The organism is Streptomyces nymphaeiformis (assembly GCF_014203895.1).
Classification (GTDB): Bacteria; Actinomycetota; Actinomycetes; order Streptomycetales; family Streptomycetaceae; genus Streptomyces; species Streptomyces nymphaeiformis.
The window spans coordinates 401,085-417,457 of record NZ_JACHJY010000007.1 but is presented as its reverse complement, the minus strand read 5'-3'; the positions used below and the strand labels follow the sequence as shown (position 1 = coordinate 417,457).

Below are 16,373 nucleotides of genomic sequence, written 5' to 3'. Positions count from 1 at the left end.
TCTCCTTTCTGGGTCAGCGGCGGCGGGCGACCGGGGACTGGGCGGGGCCCGGCGGCAGTGACGGGGCGGCCGGCTCTCGCGGAGTGCCGCCGACGTGGTCGCGGGCGAGTCGGATGAGGTACGCAGCGTGGGACAGCGAGTCCGTGGTGTCCCCGAGCCGTGCGACGGGGTCGGCTTCCTCGCCATGGGCGTCTTGGCGGATCGCGGCGTTCCAGGCCCTGACCACGACTTCCCGGACGAGGGGAAGCAGCCCGTGGACCGGGGCGGCGATCTCGGTCAGGACCTCGGCCACCTCACTACTGGTCTTGGCGGCGAAGGTCCGTTCGGCGAGCTGGGCGAGGTAGCGCAGGGCCGCGTCCCGATCGCCGTCCGGTGTCGCCAGCGTGTTCAGGGCGGGGTCGAGGTGAACGCTGTGGCCCGCGGTGAGCAGGGCGTGTGAGGCGGCGGTCGCCTTCAGGCGCTGTTCCTCGAAGGGCAGTGTGTGGGGGAGCCGGTGGTAGTCACCGCGGGGCCCGGGGGCGGAGAGGAAGCCGGTTCGCTGAAGGATGTCCGCCGCCCGGTCGATCCCGCCGATGGCGACGACCAGACCGGTGCGGGGGTCCTGGGTGATGGTCACGTACTCCAGCACCCAGAAATCGGGCTCCTTCTGGCTCATCGAGCCCGGGCGGCCGGGGCTCGGGTGCCGGCCGGAACGGGTGGCACGGACGCCGGAGCCGAGGTGGGCACGGTCCGGCTGGCCGGGTGCTGGAGCGCCGTGCCGATGCCGAGCGCTTCGAGCTGCGGTCCGATCGCGCGCAGGGCACGGGCCTGCGCCTGGGTGTCATCCATGCCGAGGCGGTAGATGCCGCTGTGAGGGTCCTGGATGAAGCCGTTTGCTTCCAGGACGGCACCGGCCCGGTCGCCGACGGGGGCGGTGGCGACGCTGCCGTCCGGCTGCCAGGTCAGGACGAGACGGTCGGGCTGGGAGGGCTGGATGCCGCCCAGGGCGTTGTCCCGGACCTGGGCGAGGGCACTGTCGTAACGGGCAAGGAGGTCGCCGGCGACCTGCTCGGCACTCAGGAACGGGTCGTCCGCCAGGGCGATGCCGTTGGGCTCGGGGACGGCGCGGTACGCCTCGTCGGGCAGGGCGCGCGGGGCGACGGCGGCGACGAGGAAGCCGTCGCGCTCGTCATGCCGCTCAAGGAGGACGAGCTGGGCTCCGTCCGAGCGGCTCAGGACGGCTGCCTGCCGCAGAGGATGCTCGGTGAGGGAGGCGGCGACCAGGTCCAGGTCCCAGATGCGATCAGCGAGTTCGGCGAGATCGTCCTTGGCATCCGGCGGGACGTAGGAGCTGGTCCAGATGTCGGGGAGTTCTCCGGCGAGGACGTCGGCGTACGAGGCGAGGCGCTCGGAGATGTCGTGGTCGTGCATGGTGTCCTTGGGCGAGGTGAGGGTCAGCGGCGCAGGCCGGCGGCGACCGGGGGCGGCGGGGCCGGCAGCGTGCGCGGCGGGGGCGGGCAGGCGCACACGGCGGAGCGTTCGCGTTCGGTGGCGGGGACCTCTTCGGTGCAGGTGCTGCGGCCGGGGTGAGGGGCGTGCCGGTCGGCGAGCGCATTGCGGGTGTGGGTGAGGTCGCTGCGGAGGACGAGGAGGTGCTCGTCGGCGAGGTAGCGCAGCCGCCGGGCGGTGTACGGGTCGGACGCCTGGCCGAGCCCGTCATGGAAGTCGGCGCTGGCAACCAGCACCTCGCCCAGAGCGGTGAGGATGCCGTCGTGGGCGGCGGTCAGCTCGGTCAGAGCATCGGCCACTTCGTCGGTGGTGGTGGCTTCGCGGATCCTCTGGGCGAGGTGAGTGAGGGAGGCGCCCAGCGGCAGGTAACTGGCCGGACGGGAGTCGGAGTCGAAGTCCTCGTGACAGTCGACGTGGTACCCGGCGGCGCGAAGCCGTGCGACGGCGTCGCTGGCGAGGCGGTTCTCGTCTGGTTCGGCCAGGCCGGTGGGGGCGCGGTGGTAGGTCTCGTGGAGACGGACGACGGCGACGAACCCGGCGCGCTGGAGGATGCTGTGCGCTTCGGGGTCCCCGCCGCGCGCGAGGACTTCGTCGGAGTGCGGGTCGCGGCGGATGTCCAGGAAGCGGTCGGCAAGGGGCAAAGAGACGTTTCTCCTACAAGGCTCGATGGGCAGGAAGCCGGGCCGCTGGCGGTGCGGCGGCAACCCGGGGCTTGGCCAGGTCAGCGGCGGTGGTGTCCAGCTCCTGCTGGATGCCGTGGAGACGGTGGGCGATCAGCTCCAGGCGGTGCGCGGCATCGACACCGGCGGCGCCGGGAAGGCGGGCGATGCGATGTGCGGCGTGCTCGACGAGTCCGCGGACCGTGGCCAGCGGTCCGGCCTGCTCGTCGGCGAGCTGCGCGAGCACACTCGCGAGCTGGGACGACACCGCCGGTACTGGCCGGGAGGCGACCCGAGCCGTGGAGGCGGTGCGCACCGGGATCAGGCCCAGGTCCTTTTCGACGCGACGGGCCTCGCCCGTGAGACGCCGCAGGACATCGGCGGGCGGCGCGTGCCACGCGCCGTCGAGGTGGATCAGGTTGGCGATCAGGTCGAGGCGCCCGGGCCGGGCCTGGACGGCGATCCACTGGCAGCCGTGTCCCTTGCCCGGGATCTCGACGCCGGCGGCGCGTACGAACCGGTGGGCGACCTCACCCCACTCCGGGCCGGTCAGCGGCCGGTCGTCGGGGTGGAGTCGGACATCGAGGTGGAGGATCGCCCGCCGATCGCCGTCCGGGCCGGCGGCGAACGGATGCTCCAGGAGGGCCTCGTCGAGGTGATCGGCCCACCGGGCGAGCGTCCAGGTCTTCCTCGGTTCCAGGGCATAGTCATCCAGGCCCGGCCAATGGGCTACGACGCTGCGTTCCGGAAGCCGCTCGTTCGGCGCTATGGGTCGCCCCAGGGCTTCGGCGAGCGCATCGTACGGGGTGTCGGACTGCTCGTGGAGACGCGGGATCACCGGCCGGCCCGGACGTCGGCGACGTGCACCAGCTGGCCCACGGCGGTGGTGGTGTACCAGCCGCAGTCGATCAGGGCGTCGTCGCCGGGGTACTTCGGCAGGAGGGCGTCCTCCATGGCCCGCAGGTGGATCAGGCAGTCCGGGCAGCGGCGCGAGAGGTGCACGAGGTACCTGGGGTGGGCGGTGATGTAGGACTGCTGCCCGCCGGTCGCGTCACGCAGGCGCCAGCCGTCCTCGTCGGTCGGCAGATGCCAGGACGGCGCGACCACGCGCATCGCGTCGCCCCACAGCTCGCCACCGGCCACCCCCTTCAGGACGACGACCGTGTCACCGGCCTGGAAGTGGGCGTGGGTGACGTCCCGGTCGGGAGTGAGCGGGTCCGGAGTGAGCGCGACCACGGGATCAGGCGGGAGCTGGGACATGCGTTTCCTTCCACGCGGAGCGGATGCGGTGGGAGGAACAATGGTCCGGAGGATCGCCGGTTTGGCTAACCGGCGATCGTCGGCTATGTTCCGCCCCCGTCAGCGGAACGGGTTCTCCGTCCCGCAGTCGTCCTCGTCGGCGGCGTCGAGGAGTTCGAGCAGGTCAGAGCCCTCCGCGTCGCGCTGGTCGATCCACCATCCGGCGCGGGTGATCGAGCAGGCCTTGTCTTCCAGCTCCGCCCAGTCCGCCTCGTCCCACGACCCCTCGACGACCAGGGCGGTGTGCGCGGAGAGCATCAGCTGGTGACGGGATCGCTCGCCCCATCCCAGAGCCTTCTCCGGTCCCTCCAGCTGCGGCATGTCGAACTGCTTCGCCCACGCGGCGGCAGCCTCCTGCTCCGCGGCTCGCTTGGCCGCGATCCACTCCTCCTTGGACTCTGTGTCGGCGTCGCGGGCCGCCTTCCAGCAGTCGGTGCAGTCCCGGCTGGCGAGCCAGCGGGCGAAGCCGGCCCGCCGGTCGGCGGGGCGGTCGGACAGGTCATGAATGACCTGGTGGGAGCACGCGTGCTCGACAGTCCACTTCGTACGGACGGCCATAGATGGTTCTCCTCAAAACGGTGGGAAGGTGGGGGCGCCCTGGATCAGGGCGTCTTGTGCCGGCCTCCGGGCGGGCGACGGTGCCGGCCGCGGCGGCTCAGGCATCCGGGGGGACCGAGGCGTCGGCGGGCGGCGAGCAGGACGACGAGTGCGAAGGCCGCGCCGACGGCAGGGAGCGCCGCGGTGGTGAGGGGCTGCTCGGCGAGGCGTCCGGCCAGGGCGGTGCCGGCGGACTGCCCCACGCCGATCGACAGGATCAGCCACGCGTACGCCTCGCTCGTGCGGCCCGCGGGGGTCAGGGAGTCGGTGGTCACGTAGGCGCACGCGACCACGACGGTCAGGAACACTCCGGGGACGGCGACCGCGGCGGTGGCCGCGTACCGGCCCGGGAGAGCAACGAGCGGGAGCCAACCGGCCAGGAAGAAGGTTCCGCCGCCGATCAGTCGATTTCTGGTGGTGCCTCTCCAGCGGCGTCGTCCGTAGAGGAGGCCGCCGAGGAAGCTGCCGGTCGAGAACGCGGCGGGCAGGATCCCGGAGAGCAGCTCCTGCTCGTGGTGCCTGGCCATGGCGATCGCCCAGACGTTCATGGCCCCGATCGCGAACCCGATCCCGGCGAGGGACACGAACAGCAGCATCAGGCCGGGGCCGGCCAGACGGTGCGCCATCCCTGCTGGTGCCTGTGCGGACGGCGCCGGGCGCCAGCACCGGGACGGCGGAGCGAAGGCGACCACGGCGGTGCCGGTAAGGCCGAGGACGGCGGTGACGGCGAGCGCGACGGCCGGGTCGTACGTGGAGGCGAGCGCGGCGACGAGCAGGGGGCCGGCGATGTACAGCAGGCCCTGGGTGCCGGTGTCGAGGGCGAGCGCGGCGTGCCGCAGCCGGTGGTCGGGCAGCACGCTCGGCCACAGTGCCCGGAGCCCTGCCTCCAAAGCAGGCGTGGTCAGGCCGCCGGCGACGACGATGGCCGTGGCCAGACCTGGTCCGCCGTACAGTCCGGCCAGGGGAAGTGTTGCCAGGAGGGCCGAGTTGAGCAGGGCGGCCGGAAGATGCACCGCGGTCTGGCCGTAGCGGTCCATGAGGCGTCCCTTGACCGGCTGGGCCAGCGCGGACGCGAGCCCGTACAGGGCGCTGAGCAGCCCGCCGAAGGCGATGCTGCCGCCGCTCGTAGTGGCCCACAGGACGATGGCGACGGGCGCCATGCCGTTGGGGAGGCGGCCGGTGAGGGTGCCGCCGAGCAGGCGGGCGACGTACGGGCTGCCCAGCACCGCGCCGTAGGTGATGCGCGGTGCCGGGGCCGGGGGTGCGGTCGGGGACAAGAAGGACTTTCTCTCGAAGGAGGCGACGCCTCAGCGGTGGCGGGCGGCCGTGCTGGTGCGAGGCGGCGGCGTGGGCGGTGCGGTGTCCACGGCAGGGCCGGGGCGGAAGCGCGGCACGGGAGTGCGGTGCGGCGGCAGGACGGCGACGGTCGCGCCGAGGTCCTCGGCCGCCTCCTCGACTTCGCGGGTGAGGAACTCGATCTGCCGGCCGAGCGCGGCGAGCCGGGCGGCGATCTGCCGGCCCTGCACGGTCTCCAGCGCACCGGCGAACTGGGCGCCGGTCTTCAGGAGTTCCTGGAGGCGGACCATCGGGCCCGCGTCGTGACCGCGCTGGGTGGCGCCGAGGAGTGCGTTGGACGCGTCACCGGCGTGCTGGGACTCGACGACGTTCCGGATGAGTTCCTGCAGCGACACCTCGGGCGCGGGCTCGGCCCGGTTGAACTCGGAGGCGTCGGCCCGCAGTACACCGGGCGGAACGGGGGCGGGCAGCATCTGGCCGGCTTCGTATTCGTGGGCGTAGTGGCCGATCACCTGCCAGCCCGGTGCGTCCGGGTCGCCTCTCAGCGCGACCACCGTCGAGTCGTCGTCCTCGACCAGGTAGGCGAGGGTGATCGGCTGGCCGTCGGCGGCGTACCAGGACTCGGTGAGCTCCAGCTCGCCCCGCTTCTGCGCGGCCCGGGCCCGCTCGGTCCACATCTGCCGCTCTTCGACGGTCAGCGGGGCCTTGTGGTGCTGGCGCTGGTCGAGGTCGGCCAGGTGGCTGGCGATGAAGCCGTGGTCCGCCCAGGCGGTGAGGTGTGGCCACAGGGCGTTGTGCTGGGCGCGTTCGCCTGCGGGGCCGGGCGTGGTCGGCTGGTCGAGTACCCGGCGGATCGCTGCGGTGGAGGCGGCGAGACCGTCCAGCACGGTCCGCCATCCGGCCTGGTGCCGGGCGGGCGGCAGTTCGTCGAGCGCACGGCGGGCGGTATCGAGCAGGGCTTCGGCGCACGGCGCGAGATACGTGGTGTACGCCTCGACGGCGGCCTGGTCACGGTGGGCACGTATTTCTGCCGCGGCGTCCGGTCGGACGGTGCGGCCGTAGCGGTCGCGGGTCATGTCCAGCGCGGACTCGGTCTCGCGGCCGATCATCGCCATCCGCAACCGGAAGTTACGAGCCTGGGCGCTGAGGGCGGCGACGCCGGTTGTACGGGTGTCGGGGATCTGCTTCTCCAGGTTGGTGTGGGTCAGCGGGCGGCCCGGCGGCCGGGAGGAGCTTGTGCGGTCATGGCCGGCGGGCGTGCGGGCCTGGTGGGGGCGGTGGCTGCGGCGGTGTCGCGATGCAGGTCGGGTGCAAGGCGCACCGGGTAGCGGGCAACGGCGAGCATCTCGGCCGCCCAGGTCGCGTGCTCGTTCTCCCAGCCGCGTCCCATGTCGAACGGCAGCCGGATCCAGTGCCCGCTCAGGGAGGGCTCGAACAGGAAGCCGGCGCGACGCAGGACGTCTCCGGCGAACGAGTCGACGGGGCCGTCGACTTCGACCTCGCCGCCTCGTCCACGGGCGATGCGGATCTGCCCGGTTTCGGGGGTCACCGTGACCGTCCGGCTGCGGCGGAGGCGGTCAGGTGGACAGTGTGGGCGTAGGCGGGCTTCGGCGGGATCGGCCGCGCCGAGGGCAGGGTGGTGGTCGGCGGCTGGGCGCGCTGCGGTGACCGGCCGGCGGCGGCCTGGGCGACTCGGTTGCGGCGCTCTGCCAAGCCGTTGGACCGGGCGGGGCGTGGCGGGCTGGCCGAGGCGGCGGGGTCAAGGGCGACGTCGGCGTGCACGGTGTACCCGTGGCGGCGCAGGTCGTGAACGGCCTGGCGGGTGCGGCGCGGGCCGTCGCGCTCGGGCTCGGTCAACCGAAACAGCCTCGGTTGATCGGGGACGGGCTCGAACTGCTCCCGCACGAGGTACCACTGGGCCAGGTGTGCCGGAAGGGAGGAGTTGAAAGCGGCAACGAAGCCGTGCTGCTCGTGGGTGCCGAAAGCGAAGTGGGTGCCAGGATCCAAAGAGGGAAGCTCCTTACGGTGGTGATGCCGCAGGCCGGCGGCGGGGAGCGGGGCGGCCCGGCGGAAGAGCACGCGACGGCGCGGAGACAGCCGGGGCGGAGGGCCTGTGCGAGGCCGCGGCCCGTACCTGGCGCAGGAACAGTTCCCTGTACGTCAGCCACGTGCTGATGGCCGTCCATGTCCGGCTGCGGCGCTCTCGCGGGTTGAGCGGGGTGCCGCCGTCCAGGGTCTCGGCGTGAGCAAGGGAGTCGGCCAGCCGCGCGAGAGCATGCGTGTCGCCGGGCTCGACAAATGGCGGCGGGCCGGCATTTGTCGAGCAGAGCGGGCGCGTGCTGCATGACGCTGAGGAATTCGGGCCAGGCTTTGTCCAGGAACGTTTCGATGGAGTCATCGAGTGCGTCAGCTCCGAGCGGGGAGGCGTCGCTGTACCTGCCGGAGATGACCTTGGTCGTCCAGGCGTCGTGCTCGGTGTGGATGCGGTCGAGCGCCTCGGTGACGGTCGCGGTCCGGCGGTCGTGGACGGCCCGATCGTAGGCGGGGAGGAACCGCTCCGTGATCGCCTTCGCCGCGCGGCCGGGAAAGGGCGGCAGGATGATGCTCGCTGGGGCGTGCCGGTCGCCGTGCCCCTCGCCGAATGGCTTAGGCGGGAGGGCGCCGAGCAGGTAGTCGTGTTGATGGCCGGGGCGTTCGGCGAGCAGCAGGGTCGTCCCCGACACGGATTCGGTGAGGGTGGCGGCGTACAGGATGCGGGTGCTTTGCACGGCGCGGGTGAGTTCGCCGCTGTCCCACAGCCACGCCGCGAGGTCCTCCTGCCATACGGGGTGGGAGTAGATCTCGACCGCCGCGTCCCATCGCCCGGGCAGAAGGCGGGCGATGTCGCGAGCGGCGTCGCCGATGTAGGGTCGGCTGCTGGTGGACACGCTGGTGCGGTGCCGTTCGGCACAGCGGATGAGACCGGCCACCGCAGCACGGGCGGCAGCTTCGTCGCCGCCCGGCAGGCGGTAGGTGCCGGCCTCGTCCCGGCGGCAGCCGGACTCTTCCAGTGCGGTGTGGGCCCACCGGTACTGCTCGCCGCCGGCGATGGCGACGATGCCGGCATCCCGGCCGTAGGTGAGGACGATGTGCGCGTCAGCCACGGGCGGCGGTCTTACGTGAGTGCAGGGCGGTGCGCAGGCTGAGGCCGTAGCTGTGTGCGTGCTCGCGGGCCGCCGCCTCCAGCTGGTCGTACGACGTCTGCTGCGTCATCTGCCCCGGGTGCTTGCGGTACCGGTACACCGGCAGGCGCAGCAGGATCCCCGGGGCGAGGGTGGTGACGCCGACGGCCGCCATGTAGTCCTCGCCCTGGACGAGGCCGCCCATCGGGGCCGCGCGCACGAGGTCGGTGCGGGCGAGGATCGTGGTCGGCCCGATCGGGATCGTGTCCTGCGGCCGTGCCCAGTAGTTCATGACGTCGCCGGCCTCGTGCCGGCCGGGCGGCAGCGGGCAGCGCCACAGGCGTGTCGAGCCGTCGGGGTGAAGGTCCACGCTCCACCCGGCGCACCAGCCGACCCCGGTCGATTCCAGGGTGGACAGCCGTGCGGCCATGGCGTCGTCGGTGAACTCGTCGTCATCGTCAGCCCAGTTCACGTACTTGGTGCGGACGTGGGTGAGCGCGAGGTTGCGGGCGCAGGCGGCGCCGACCGGGCGGGGCAGGGCGAGTGTGCGGATGCGCGGGTCGGCCGCGAGAGGGCCGGGCAGCCGGTTCGGGTCGGCGCCGTCGAGGGCGATCACTGCCTCCCAGGGCACGGACTGCCGGGTGAGGCTGGCGTGCATGGCGGTCAGGTAGTCCAGGCGGTCTTCACGCAGGCGGGTGGCGATGACGACCGTGATCAGGGGGGTGGGCAGGGCAGACTCCGGTAAGCGGGGCGGGGCGAGTTTCTGGCGGGTGAGGTTCGGGGCTACCTGCCTGGCGCCGGTCTACCGGTGGAGCGCGGTGGCAGCGGCGTTGGTCGGCGCGGGAACGGGCAGGCGGGCGGGCGTGGTGGTCGGTGTGGTGCTGTGGCGGAGGTTCACGCCGATGCCCTTCTGGGCGAGGTGGTGGACCAGGGATTGCAGGGGGAGAGCGAGGCCGTCGTGGCGGTACGGGGAGGGCAGCAGGAACGCGGCCTGGTGCGGGTCGTAGTGGAACCCGTGGGTGTAGAAGGCTGTCCGGGCGTCTTCGGGGACGCTCTTGTAGGGAGCGCCGAGTGCGCCGTCCTCGGACCAGGTCAGAGTGACGACGTCGGCCACCTGCGGTGGTCCGGGGCGGTGCGGGGGGTCGGGCTGGACGGCCGCGTTGCGCAGCACGGTGTCCAGGGCGTGCTGGTAGCGGGGCAGCAGGTGAAGGACGACCTGGGCGGCTGCGCGCGCGGGCTCGTTGGGGACGGCGATGCCGTTCGGCTCCTCGACGCCGGTGAAGTGATGCGGCTTGATACGGGGGCCGACGGGTTCGAGCGGTGCCACGACGAACTGGTGCCGGTACAAGGGCCGGTCGGTGATGTAGAGCTGTCGTCCGTCTGGGTGGGAAAGGACTGCGTGGCGGCTGAGGACGTACTGGCTGACGATGTGGTCGACGTGGCCGGCGTCCCAGAGACCCTCGGCTGCAACGAACTGCGCGCCGTACGCGCCGTGTTCTTCGTACTCGCTGGTCCAGCGGCCGGGCAGCCGGTCGGCCAGGGCGGCGGCGAAAGTGGAGAGATCCGTGCGTGAGGTGAGCATGTGCTCCCTGGAGGACGAGGGGAGGGGACGCTTCTAGCGACGGGAACGCGGGGGGCCGGACGGGGCCGAAGGACCCGGGGGAGACGGGCGGGAAGCGGCCGTCCGGTCGGCCTGTTCCTCGCCTGGGCCCACGGCGGGCGGGTCGTAGTGGGCTCGCAGGTTCTCCCAGTCCGCCCGGGCGACCTGCATCAGAGCGGACCGGATACTGCGGCCAGCTTCACGCAGGAGGTGTGCGGCCTTAGTCCGTGTCCTATGTGGTGAGGCGTCGCTGGCCTCGGTGTTGGGGCGGGGTACGTGGATTTGGATCGTTCCGGACGGGATGCGGTAGGTCATGGAACGGCTGATCCCTCCGCCGAGACTGCGGCTGCGGGGCGGTGAAACACAGGACACGCCTGAGACGGTGTTCGCCTCGATCATCTATGTCCTGGTCAGCGGGTGCACTTGGCGGGCTCTGCCACCCAGCTTTGGGATGTCGAGAGTCGAGGGCTCACCGCTGGCTGGCTTTGTTCACGGAATGTGTGGCAGAGCCACTACTCGTGAACAAAGCCAGCCGGTTCCTGATCTGGTTACGGGGCCAGCTGCACGAGGAGGCCCGCCCGATGACGCGGGCCTCCTCGATCTCTCCCGCGCCTTCCCCTTATCTGCCCATGATCGCGCTAAAAGGGGGTGAACTAACAGGTCCGAGCCTCGTGGACCGGGGGAGCGGGGTACCGGGTGTGAGTTAGCGGTGCGAGTTAACGACCAGACCGCCCGACTTGCCTGCTTGCCGTTCCGCATCAGACTAGTAGGTGAGGGCTAGATCTAGAGGATCAGCTATGTCTTCTCGACTTGAGCGACATCCTATTGCTGACCGATCGCCACTCCCCATGCCTCACGCGAGGCGGGCTTGGCTGTTGTCTATCGCCGTGCTTCTCTCCCTAGTCGCTGTCTTGCGTGCAGCCGGCCATGCAGGGACACCCCCACCGCAATCATGGAGCGTAACTTCCTGGATTATGCAAGTATTTTACGGTGCAGCTCGCATGGTTACGACTGGAAAGGATGGGGCGCCTCTGGCGGAGCGCCTCGCCTGCCTGGCCCTGCTACTTCTCTTCTTCATCTCTTTGCGACGAGCAATGCTCGCGTCCAGCGCCTACAAACCCGGACCAGTGGCCGTACGGAAGTTGACGGCATCCACTGCGGCAAGCAAGGAGCGGTTGGAGGATCTCACCGCACAGTTGCGCAAGCAACTATCTGAAACAAATCTATATCCACCCACGACTCTACCTGCTGATGCCCCTGGGGAGAATTTTCTGGATCTCTTGGGGGACGTAGATGTTGATCCCAAAAAGCTGGGCACGAGTTTGCTCCGACTTTTCAGCCGGCTTCGGCCAAAAATCTCCTACACCGTCGCAGGTGTTCTGCGCGAGCGACCACAAGATCCGCGCTTTGGTGTCACTGTCACTGTCACTTCATATGCGCTCGGTGGTAGCCGGACGGAGACCCTTTGGGAGACCACCTGGGAGCAGGCGGTTGACGCAGCTGCCTATTTAGTGATGGCGACACTAGTGCCGGTTACTAGGGCTAGCAGGACTCCGCCATGGCGTGAATGGCGCGGACGCAACCTCAAGCCGGAGTTGTTCGCCGCTTATCAAAAGGCGAAGCAGTTCAGTCAGGATCGAAGATTCGATGAGGCTCTCGATCGATATTATGCGGCATTGCGGCTCGATCCGACTAATCTATTCCTGCGTTCTCAGCTTGCCAGCACGCAAGAGAAGATGTGGCTGCACCTTGACGCACTTGAAACTTATTACGGCGCCCTTCTGCTTGACGGACTGAATAGCAAACAACGGGACAAGCGGTTGGCGAGGCCAGCCTGGAAACGGATCCGGCTGCGCTACAGGTGGTGGCATAGCGGACTCCTAACAGTACGTTACCGATACGCTGTTGTTCTCGGTATGTCGGAGCGCACCGCGGAACAATGGTGCAGAGGCGACACTAGTGAATGCCCTCGGCGTGCGCGTGTTCGGCAGGAAATCCGAGAAATGATGACGCCAGCTCTTATAGATCGGTACTGGCGCACCTTGGTAGGAAAGTACCCCCCAATTCCCGGCCCACTCCGTCCAATCGCCGCAGGCGAGGCTAAGGGATGGCTAAAAGCGCAACTCAACAGACGCAACGAGCAGGTAGTGCGAGTAATATTTCAGCTCGCCTGTTCGGAGGAGTTGCGCCAACTTGCAAAGGACTACCCGTGGGGGGTTCGGCTCTGGATATTTCGACCTCATCACAAGCAGAACCTGACCGGACCATCACTTCGGATAAACCGCGATGTCTGGGCACCACTCCGGTTGGCTTGGGCTGACCACGGCACTTCAATGGTTCCGGATAGCGCGAAGAAGATGGCATGGCCAACCGTGCCGGAGGATCTCGAAAGGAAAATTAAAGGTGCGAGATTTTGGTGGCACTGGCCCTGGACTCCATGGCAGGACAGCTATAACGCGGCCTGCACGTACGCAGTGGCAATGCAGGGCCATCTGCCGGGAAATTTGAATCGCGAGGATCTGGCCCGTAAGGCAGTGGGTCAACTGGAAAACGCTGCCAGGTCGCGACAGCGAGATTTTCTTTCTATCAAGCGATCGTGGCTCTTGATAGAGGATCCGGACCTGGAAGAATTGCGCCAAGAGGATTGCTTTATTCATTTTGAGCGAAAAGCCTATCCACATTTCGCCCCTGATCACCACAGGCCCAATCGACCCATGTATACAGAGATTACGGCGTATGATCAGCAGCTACTCGTAGGGTGTGCCCACGTTATGGAGCACACCTGGCGCATGCGGCGTAGCCCCTCTGGGGTAGAGAAATACGTTCTCAGGGAATGGCTAGTAAATGAAAAAAGAGTGTGGGAGTGCGTCTATCGAATCACTGCCGATAGAGGGCGCAACTGGCCCGATCGGGAGAATTTGCTACAGGTCATCCAAAATACTTCCGATCCTGCACTACTCGCGAAATATGACCTGCCGTCCCAACTGCCGGAACTCGACGACTTGCTTGACGACGCTGCATGGTCCAACCCGGGGAATGCGAAAGGGTACATCGAGAGGAAGAAGGAAGCGATTGTTCGTCGCTTTGAGGGAATAAGCTCCGATGTGAGTGAAGATTCTCTATACTCGCCTATACATCTCAGCGGTCAGTGGATTTCAGCAATGCGACGTGATGGCGCTTTTATGCAGACCGTGGACGAGTCAGCTGTACAGCGTCTCTGTGCTGGCTTCGAGGCAGCTTGGATGGCAGTTAGTGAGGAGCTAGACCCTGACGAAGCGGACTACGCTCTGACGGCCGCACTACTTGATCTTCCGGAACCAACCCATTGGAAAACGGGCCGTATGGCTGACGGTAGTTAGGCCATGTCCTGGCGGCCGAGACGCCGACCGGGAGCGGCAGCCCTTTCGCGTCCGACAGGACGTGCGTCTTGGACCCTGCGCCCCCCGGTCCACAGGGCGCGGACCCGTGAGTTCGCCCCCCTTTCTTAGCGAGATCACGGGCGGATACGGGGATGGCGCGGGAGAGGCCGAGGAGGCCCGCGTGGTCGAGGCGGTCTAGGACCTCCACGTGCAGCCGCCTCTCAAACGCCGGCTCGTGACCAGGTCAGAAACCGGCGGTGAGCCGTCACCTTTCGACATCCCAAAGCTGGGTGGCAGAGCCCGCCAAGTGCACCCGCTGACCAGGACATAGATGATCGAGGCGAACACCGTCTCAGGCGTGTCTTGTGTTTCACTGCCCCGCAGCCGCAGTCTCGGCGGAGGGACAGCCGTTCCATGACCTACCGCATCCCGTCCGGAACGATCCAAATCCACGTACCCCGCCCCAACACCGAGGCCAGCGACGCCTCACCACATAGGACACGGTCTTAGGCGTGTGACGGTGCTCGTGGCCGGCCCAGAGGGCGAGGGCCACGAAGTGGCTGGCGATGTGATCGAGCAGGGGTGCGGTGGCTCCGAAGAGCTGGTGGGTAACGGCGCTGACCTCGGCGGGTGTCTCCGCCTCGGCCAGCGCCGTGAGGTACGGATTCAGGTCGGGGAGCGGCAACGGCTCGTCCGGGAGCGGGTGCGCGGCCAGGAAGGGTTCGGCGTCCCGGCGGGCCCATCGGTGGAGAGCGTCAGGTGCCGCATCGCCGTTGTGCGGTTCGGAGCCAGGTATCACCGGTGGTCACCGCACTGGGTCGGGTCCCGGTTGAAGTCGCGTTCCCCATGGCCGGCGAAGCCCGTGATGTGCTTGGTGACGAGAAAGTACAGGGCTACGGAACCGACGAGGAGGAGGGGCGCGCAAGCGGACAGGCATATGGCTGCCGGGCCTTGCGGGACCCCAAGGCCACCGGAGACGAGGACCGCGACGGCGCGCACGGCGATGACGGGGGCCAGCAGCGGCCAGAAGCCATCCCCTTCGAACGGGACGGAGCGCAGCCCGATGATGGCGGCGACGGTCAGGGCGATCAGCCCGTCGACGGCAGCCAGGAACAACAGGGAGACAAGCGGGGGAAGTGCGGGGTCATTGAACCTGGGCAGGAAGTCGAAGGCGGCCAGCAACCCGAGCGCGATGAGCCCGGCGATTTTGATGTGCTCCCATGAGGCGGTCTGGCGCCTGGAGCAGGGCGAGGCCGAGGCAGAGGGGACTGCCGAAGTGGGCATGCGATGCCTCCGAAAAGGTCTTCGGACGTGCGGCGTTGAGCCGCGCACCTGAGAACGATGGATGAGCTGACCAGGGGCGTGAGTGCTGGTCGGCCGGCGTGAACGCGCGGAGGGTCAGTGCATTCGGGCGTCGGTGTCGAAGAGCGCCAGCTCGTGACTGTGCAAGAGATGTTGAACGATGAAGGATCGTCCGGCGACCTTCCACAGGCCCCGCCCGCGGTTCAGGTGCGCGATGGCGTCCATCTCGACCGAGGTGAGGCCGAGCAGGGAGGCTGCGGCCTGGAGCTGGTCGTTTTCCTGGCGGTAGATGATGCGGGTGGAGCAGTCGGCAAGGAGGCCCTCGGCGAGCGCGCGGCCCTGTGATCCGGCGTCGCCGGCGGTGAGCAGGTCGGACAGGCGGTGGATCACCAGGAGGTTGGCGATTCCGAGGCCGCGGGAGAGCTTCCACTGGGCCTGCATCCGCTGCAGCAGGCCGACGTGGCGCATCAGGCGCCATGCCTCGTCGTACACGATCCAGCGTCGCCCGCCGGACGGATCGGACAGGGCGGACTCCATCCAGGCGGAGGCGCAGGTCATCGCCAACACCAGCGCGGTGTCGTCTCCGGAGCCGCCGAGCCGGGAGAGGTCGATGGTGAGCATCGGCGCGTTCGGGTCGAAGGCGACGGTGGAGGGGGCGTCGAACATGCCGGCGAGGTCGCCGTGAACCAGGCGCCGCATCGCGTGTGCCAGGTCGCGGGCGGCGTCGCCGAGCTGCCCGGACATGATCCCGGCGGCCTCGTCGAGTGCCCGGGGATCGTTGAGGGTCGCGGCGACGTCACCCAGGAGCGGGGTGCGGGCGGTGGCGGCAGCGTGGCTGACGACGGCGTCCAGGGCGATGTCCAGGGCGGTGTGCTCCATGGGCATCAGGTCCCGGCCCAGGACGGTCCGGGCGAGGGAGCCGAGCAGGAGCAGGCGTCGTTTGCGGATCTCGCCGACCCAGTCGGCCTCCGAGACGCTCTCTGGGCGCGGGGCCGCGTCGAGCGGGTTCAGACGGCCGGGCAGTCCGGGACCGAGGGCCACGGACCGTCCGCCGAGGGCTTCTGCCACCGGTGTCCACTCGCCCTTCGGGTCACACGGGACGTAGACGCGGTATCCGAAGGCGATCGAACGCAGCGCGAAGGACTTGGCCAGCGCGCTCTTGCCCTGGCCGATGACGCCGGCCAGGAGGAGGTTCGGGTTGGTGAAGCCCTCGACCTTGCCGTACAGCGCGAACGGGTCGAAGACGAACGACGCCTCGGCGTGGACGTCGCGCCCGATGTAGATGCCTTCCGTGCCGAGCCCGCCTTCGGCGAGGAACGGATACGCGCCGGCGGCCACAGCGGTGGTCATGCGGTGGGCGGGGAGTCTGAGTCGGTTGTGGCGGGCGGAGGCAGGGCCGGGGCGTCCGCCCGGAGGGTAGAGCGGGGCCGGTGTCTCGTGGTCGGCCGATGTGGTCTCGGCCTGGTGGGCGCTGGCTTCCGCGCGGGCCTTGGCGGCGGCTTCGGCGAGCTGTCGGCGAGCGGCCTTTCGGCTGGCCCGGTCGGTTCCGTGGGGGGTGAACAGAGGAGACGCGGAGGCGCGGCGGGCGCGGCGGGCGGGCCGGTGACTCATC

Annotated in this window: 16 protein-coding genes and 2 pseudogenes; 2 read left to right on the top strand and 16 right to left on the bottom strand. The window is 69.2% G+C overall.

Features of this window, described 5'->3' with window-relative positions:
* Positions 1 to 13 precede the first annotated feature (13 nt).
* From GGE06_RS25380 to GGE06_RS25320, 13 genes are all read right to left on the bottom strand, one after another.
* Positions 14 to 655 carry a hypothetical protein gene (locus GGE06_RS25380; RefSeq protein WP_184931839.1) on the bottom strand — a complete coding sequence of 214 codons (642 nt, stop codon included), beginning with the start codon at positions 653 to 655 and terminating at the stop codon, positions 14 to 16.
* Positions 652 to 1,410, bottom strand: coding sequence for a hypothetical protein (locus GGE06_RS25375; protein ID WP_184931957.1), 759 nt, complete (start codon positions 1,408 to 1,410; stop codon positions 652 to 654). Before GGE06_RS25375 ends, GGE06_RS25380 begins: the two co-directional genes overlap by 4 nt.
* Before the next feature lie 23 nt (positions 1,411 to 1,433).
* Positions 1,434 to 2,129, bottom strand: a complete 696-nt coding sequence (locus tag GGE06_RS25370) for a hypothetical protein (RefSeq protein WP_184931838.1) — start codon at positions 2,127 to 2,129, stop codon at positions 1,434 to 1,436.
* Between the two features lie 13 nt (positions 2,130 to 2,142).
* Positions 2,143 to 2,985: a relaxase/mobilization nuclease gene (locus GGE06_RS25365; RefSeq protein ID WP_184931837.1), complete on the bottom strand. Its 843-nt coding sequence runs from the start codon at positions 2,983 to 2,985 to the stop codon at positions 2,143 to 2,145.
* Positions 2,982 to 3,407 (bottom strand): hypothetical protein, encoded by a 426-nt coding sequence (locus GGE06_RS25360; protein ID WP_184931836.1) that lies wholly within the window; start codon positions 3,405 to 3,407, stop codon positions 2,982 to 2,984. Before GGE06_RS25360 ends, GGE06_RS25365 begins: the two co-directional genes overlap by 4 nt.
* Before the next feature lie 99 nt (positions 3,408 to 3,506).
* A complete protein-coding gene (locus tag GGE06_RS25355) occupies positions 3,507 to 4,004 on the bottom strand; it encodes a hypothetical protein (RefSeq protein WP_184931835.1) in 498 nt (165 codons plus the stop codon).
* Between the two features lie 44 nt (positions 4,005 to 4,048).
* On the bottom strand, positions 4,049 to 5,320 hold the full coding sequence (locus GGE06_RS25350; protein ID WP_246532735.1) for an MFS transporter: 1,272 nt from the start codon (positions 5,318 to 5,320) through the stop codon (positions 4,049 to 4,051).
* Between the two features lie 30 nt (positions 5,321 to 5,350).
* Positions 5,351 to 6,454 carry a hypothetical protein gene (locus tag GGE06_RS25345; protein ID WP_184931834.1) on the bottom strand — a complete coding sequence of 368 codons (1,104 nt, stop codon included), beginning with the start codon at positions 6,452 to 6,454 and terminating at the stop codon, positions 5,351 to 5,353.
* 89 nt (positions 6,455 to 6,543) lie between these two features.
* A complete protein-coding gene (locus GGE06_RS25340; RefSeq protein WP_184931833.1) occupies positions 6,544 to 6,888 on the bottom strand; it encodes a hypothetical protein in 345 nt (114 codons plus the stop codon).
* Positions 6,885 to 7,262 carry a hypothetical protein gene (locus GGE06_RS25335; protein ID WP_312883299.1) on the bottom strand — a complete coding sequence of 126 codons (378 nt, stop codon included), beginning with the start codon at positions 7,260 to 7,262 and terminating at the stop codon, positions 6,885 to 6,887. The genes GGE06_RS25340 and GGE06_RS25335 overlap by 4 nt, the downstream gene beginning before the upstream one ends.
* Positions 7,193 to 8,482 carry a hypothetical protein gene (locus tag GGE06_RS43800; protein ID WP_312883300.1) on the bottom strand — a complete coding sequence of 430 codons (1,290 nt, stop codon included), beginning with the start codon at positions 8,480 to 8,482 and terminating at the stop codon, positions 7,193 to 7,195. The genes GGE06_RS25335 and GGE06_RS43800 overlap by 70 nt, the downstream gene beginning before the upstream one ends.
* Complete coding sequence (locus GGE06_RS25325; protein ID WP_184931955.1) at positions 8,475 to 9,218, bottom strand: glycosyltransferase family 2 protein; 744 nt, start codon at positions 9,216 to 9,218, stop codon at positions 8,475 to 8,477. Before GGE06_RS25325 ends, GGE06_RS43800 begins: the two co-directional genes overlap by 8 nt.
* Positions 9,219 to 9,302: 84 nt before the next feature.
* Positions 9,303 to 10,082, bottom strand: a complete 780-nt coding sequence (locus GGE06_RS25320) for a hypothetical protein (protein WP_184931831.1) — start codon at positions 10,080 to 10,082, stop codon at positions 9,303 to 9,305.
* Positions 10,083 to 10,413: 331 nt separating this feature from the next.
* On the opposite strand from GGE06_RS25320, the pseudogene GGE06_RS42750 reads away from it, so the two are divergent.
* A pseudogene (locus tag GGE06_RS42750) lies at positions 10,414 to 10,783 on the top strand (transposase); the annotation flags it as partial.
* 318 nt (positions 10,784 to 11,101) lie between these two features.
* Entirely contained in the window at positions 11,102 to 13,459 is a 2,358-nt protein-coding gene (locus GGE06_RS25315) for a hypothetical protein (RefSeq protein ID WP_184931830.1), read from the top strand.
* Positions 13,460 to 13,463: 4 nt separating this feature from the next.
* Here GGE06_RS25315 and GGE06_RS42745 read toward each other — a convergent pair.
* From GGE06_RS42745 to GGE06_RS25305, 3 genes and pseudogenes are all read right to left on the bottom strand, one after another.
* Positions 13,464 to 13,926, bottom strand: a pseudogene (locus GGE06_RS42745) (transposase); the annotation flags it as partial.
* A gap of 328 nt (positions 13,927 to 14,254) precedes the next feature.
* A complete protein-coding gene (locus tag GGE06_RS25310) occupies positions 14,255 to 14,743 on the bottom strand; it encodes a hypothetical protein (RefSeq protein WP_184931829.1) in 489 nt (162 codons plus the stop codon).
* A gap of 114 nt (positions 14,744 to 14,857) precedes the next feature.
* Positions 14,858 to 16,372, bottom strand: coding sequence for a VirB4 family type IV secretion system protein (locus GGE06_RS25305; RefSeq protein ID WP_184931828.1), 1,515 nt, complete (start codon positions 16,370 to 16,372; stop codon positions 14,858 to 14,860).
* Between the last annotated feature and the right edge of the window lies 1 nt (position 16,373).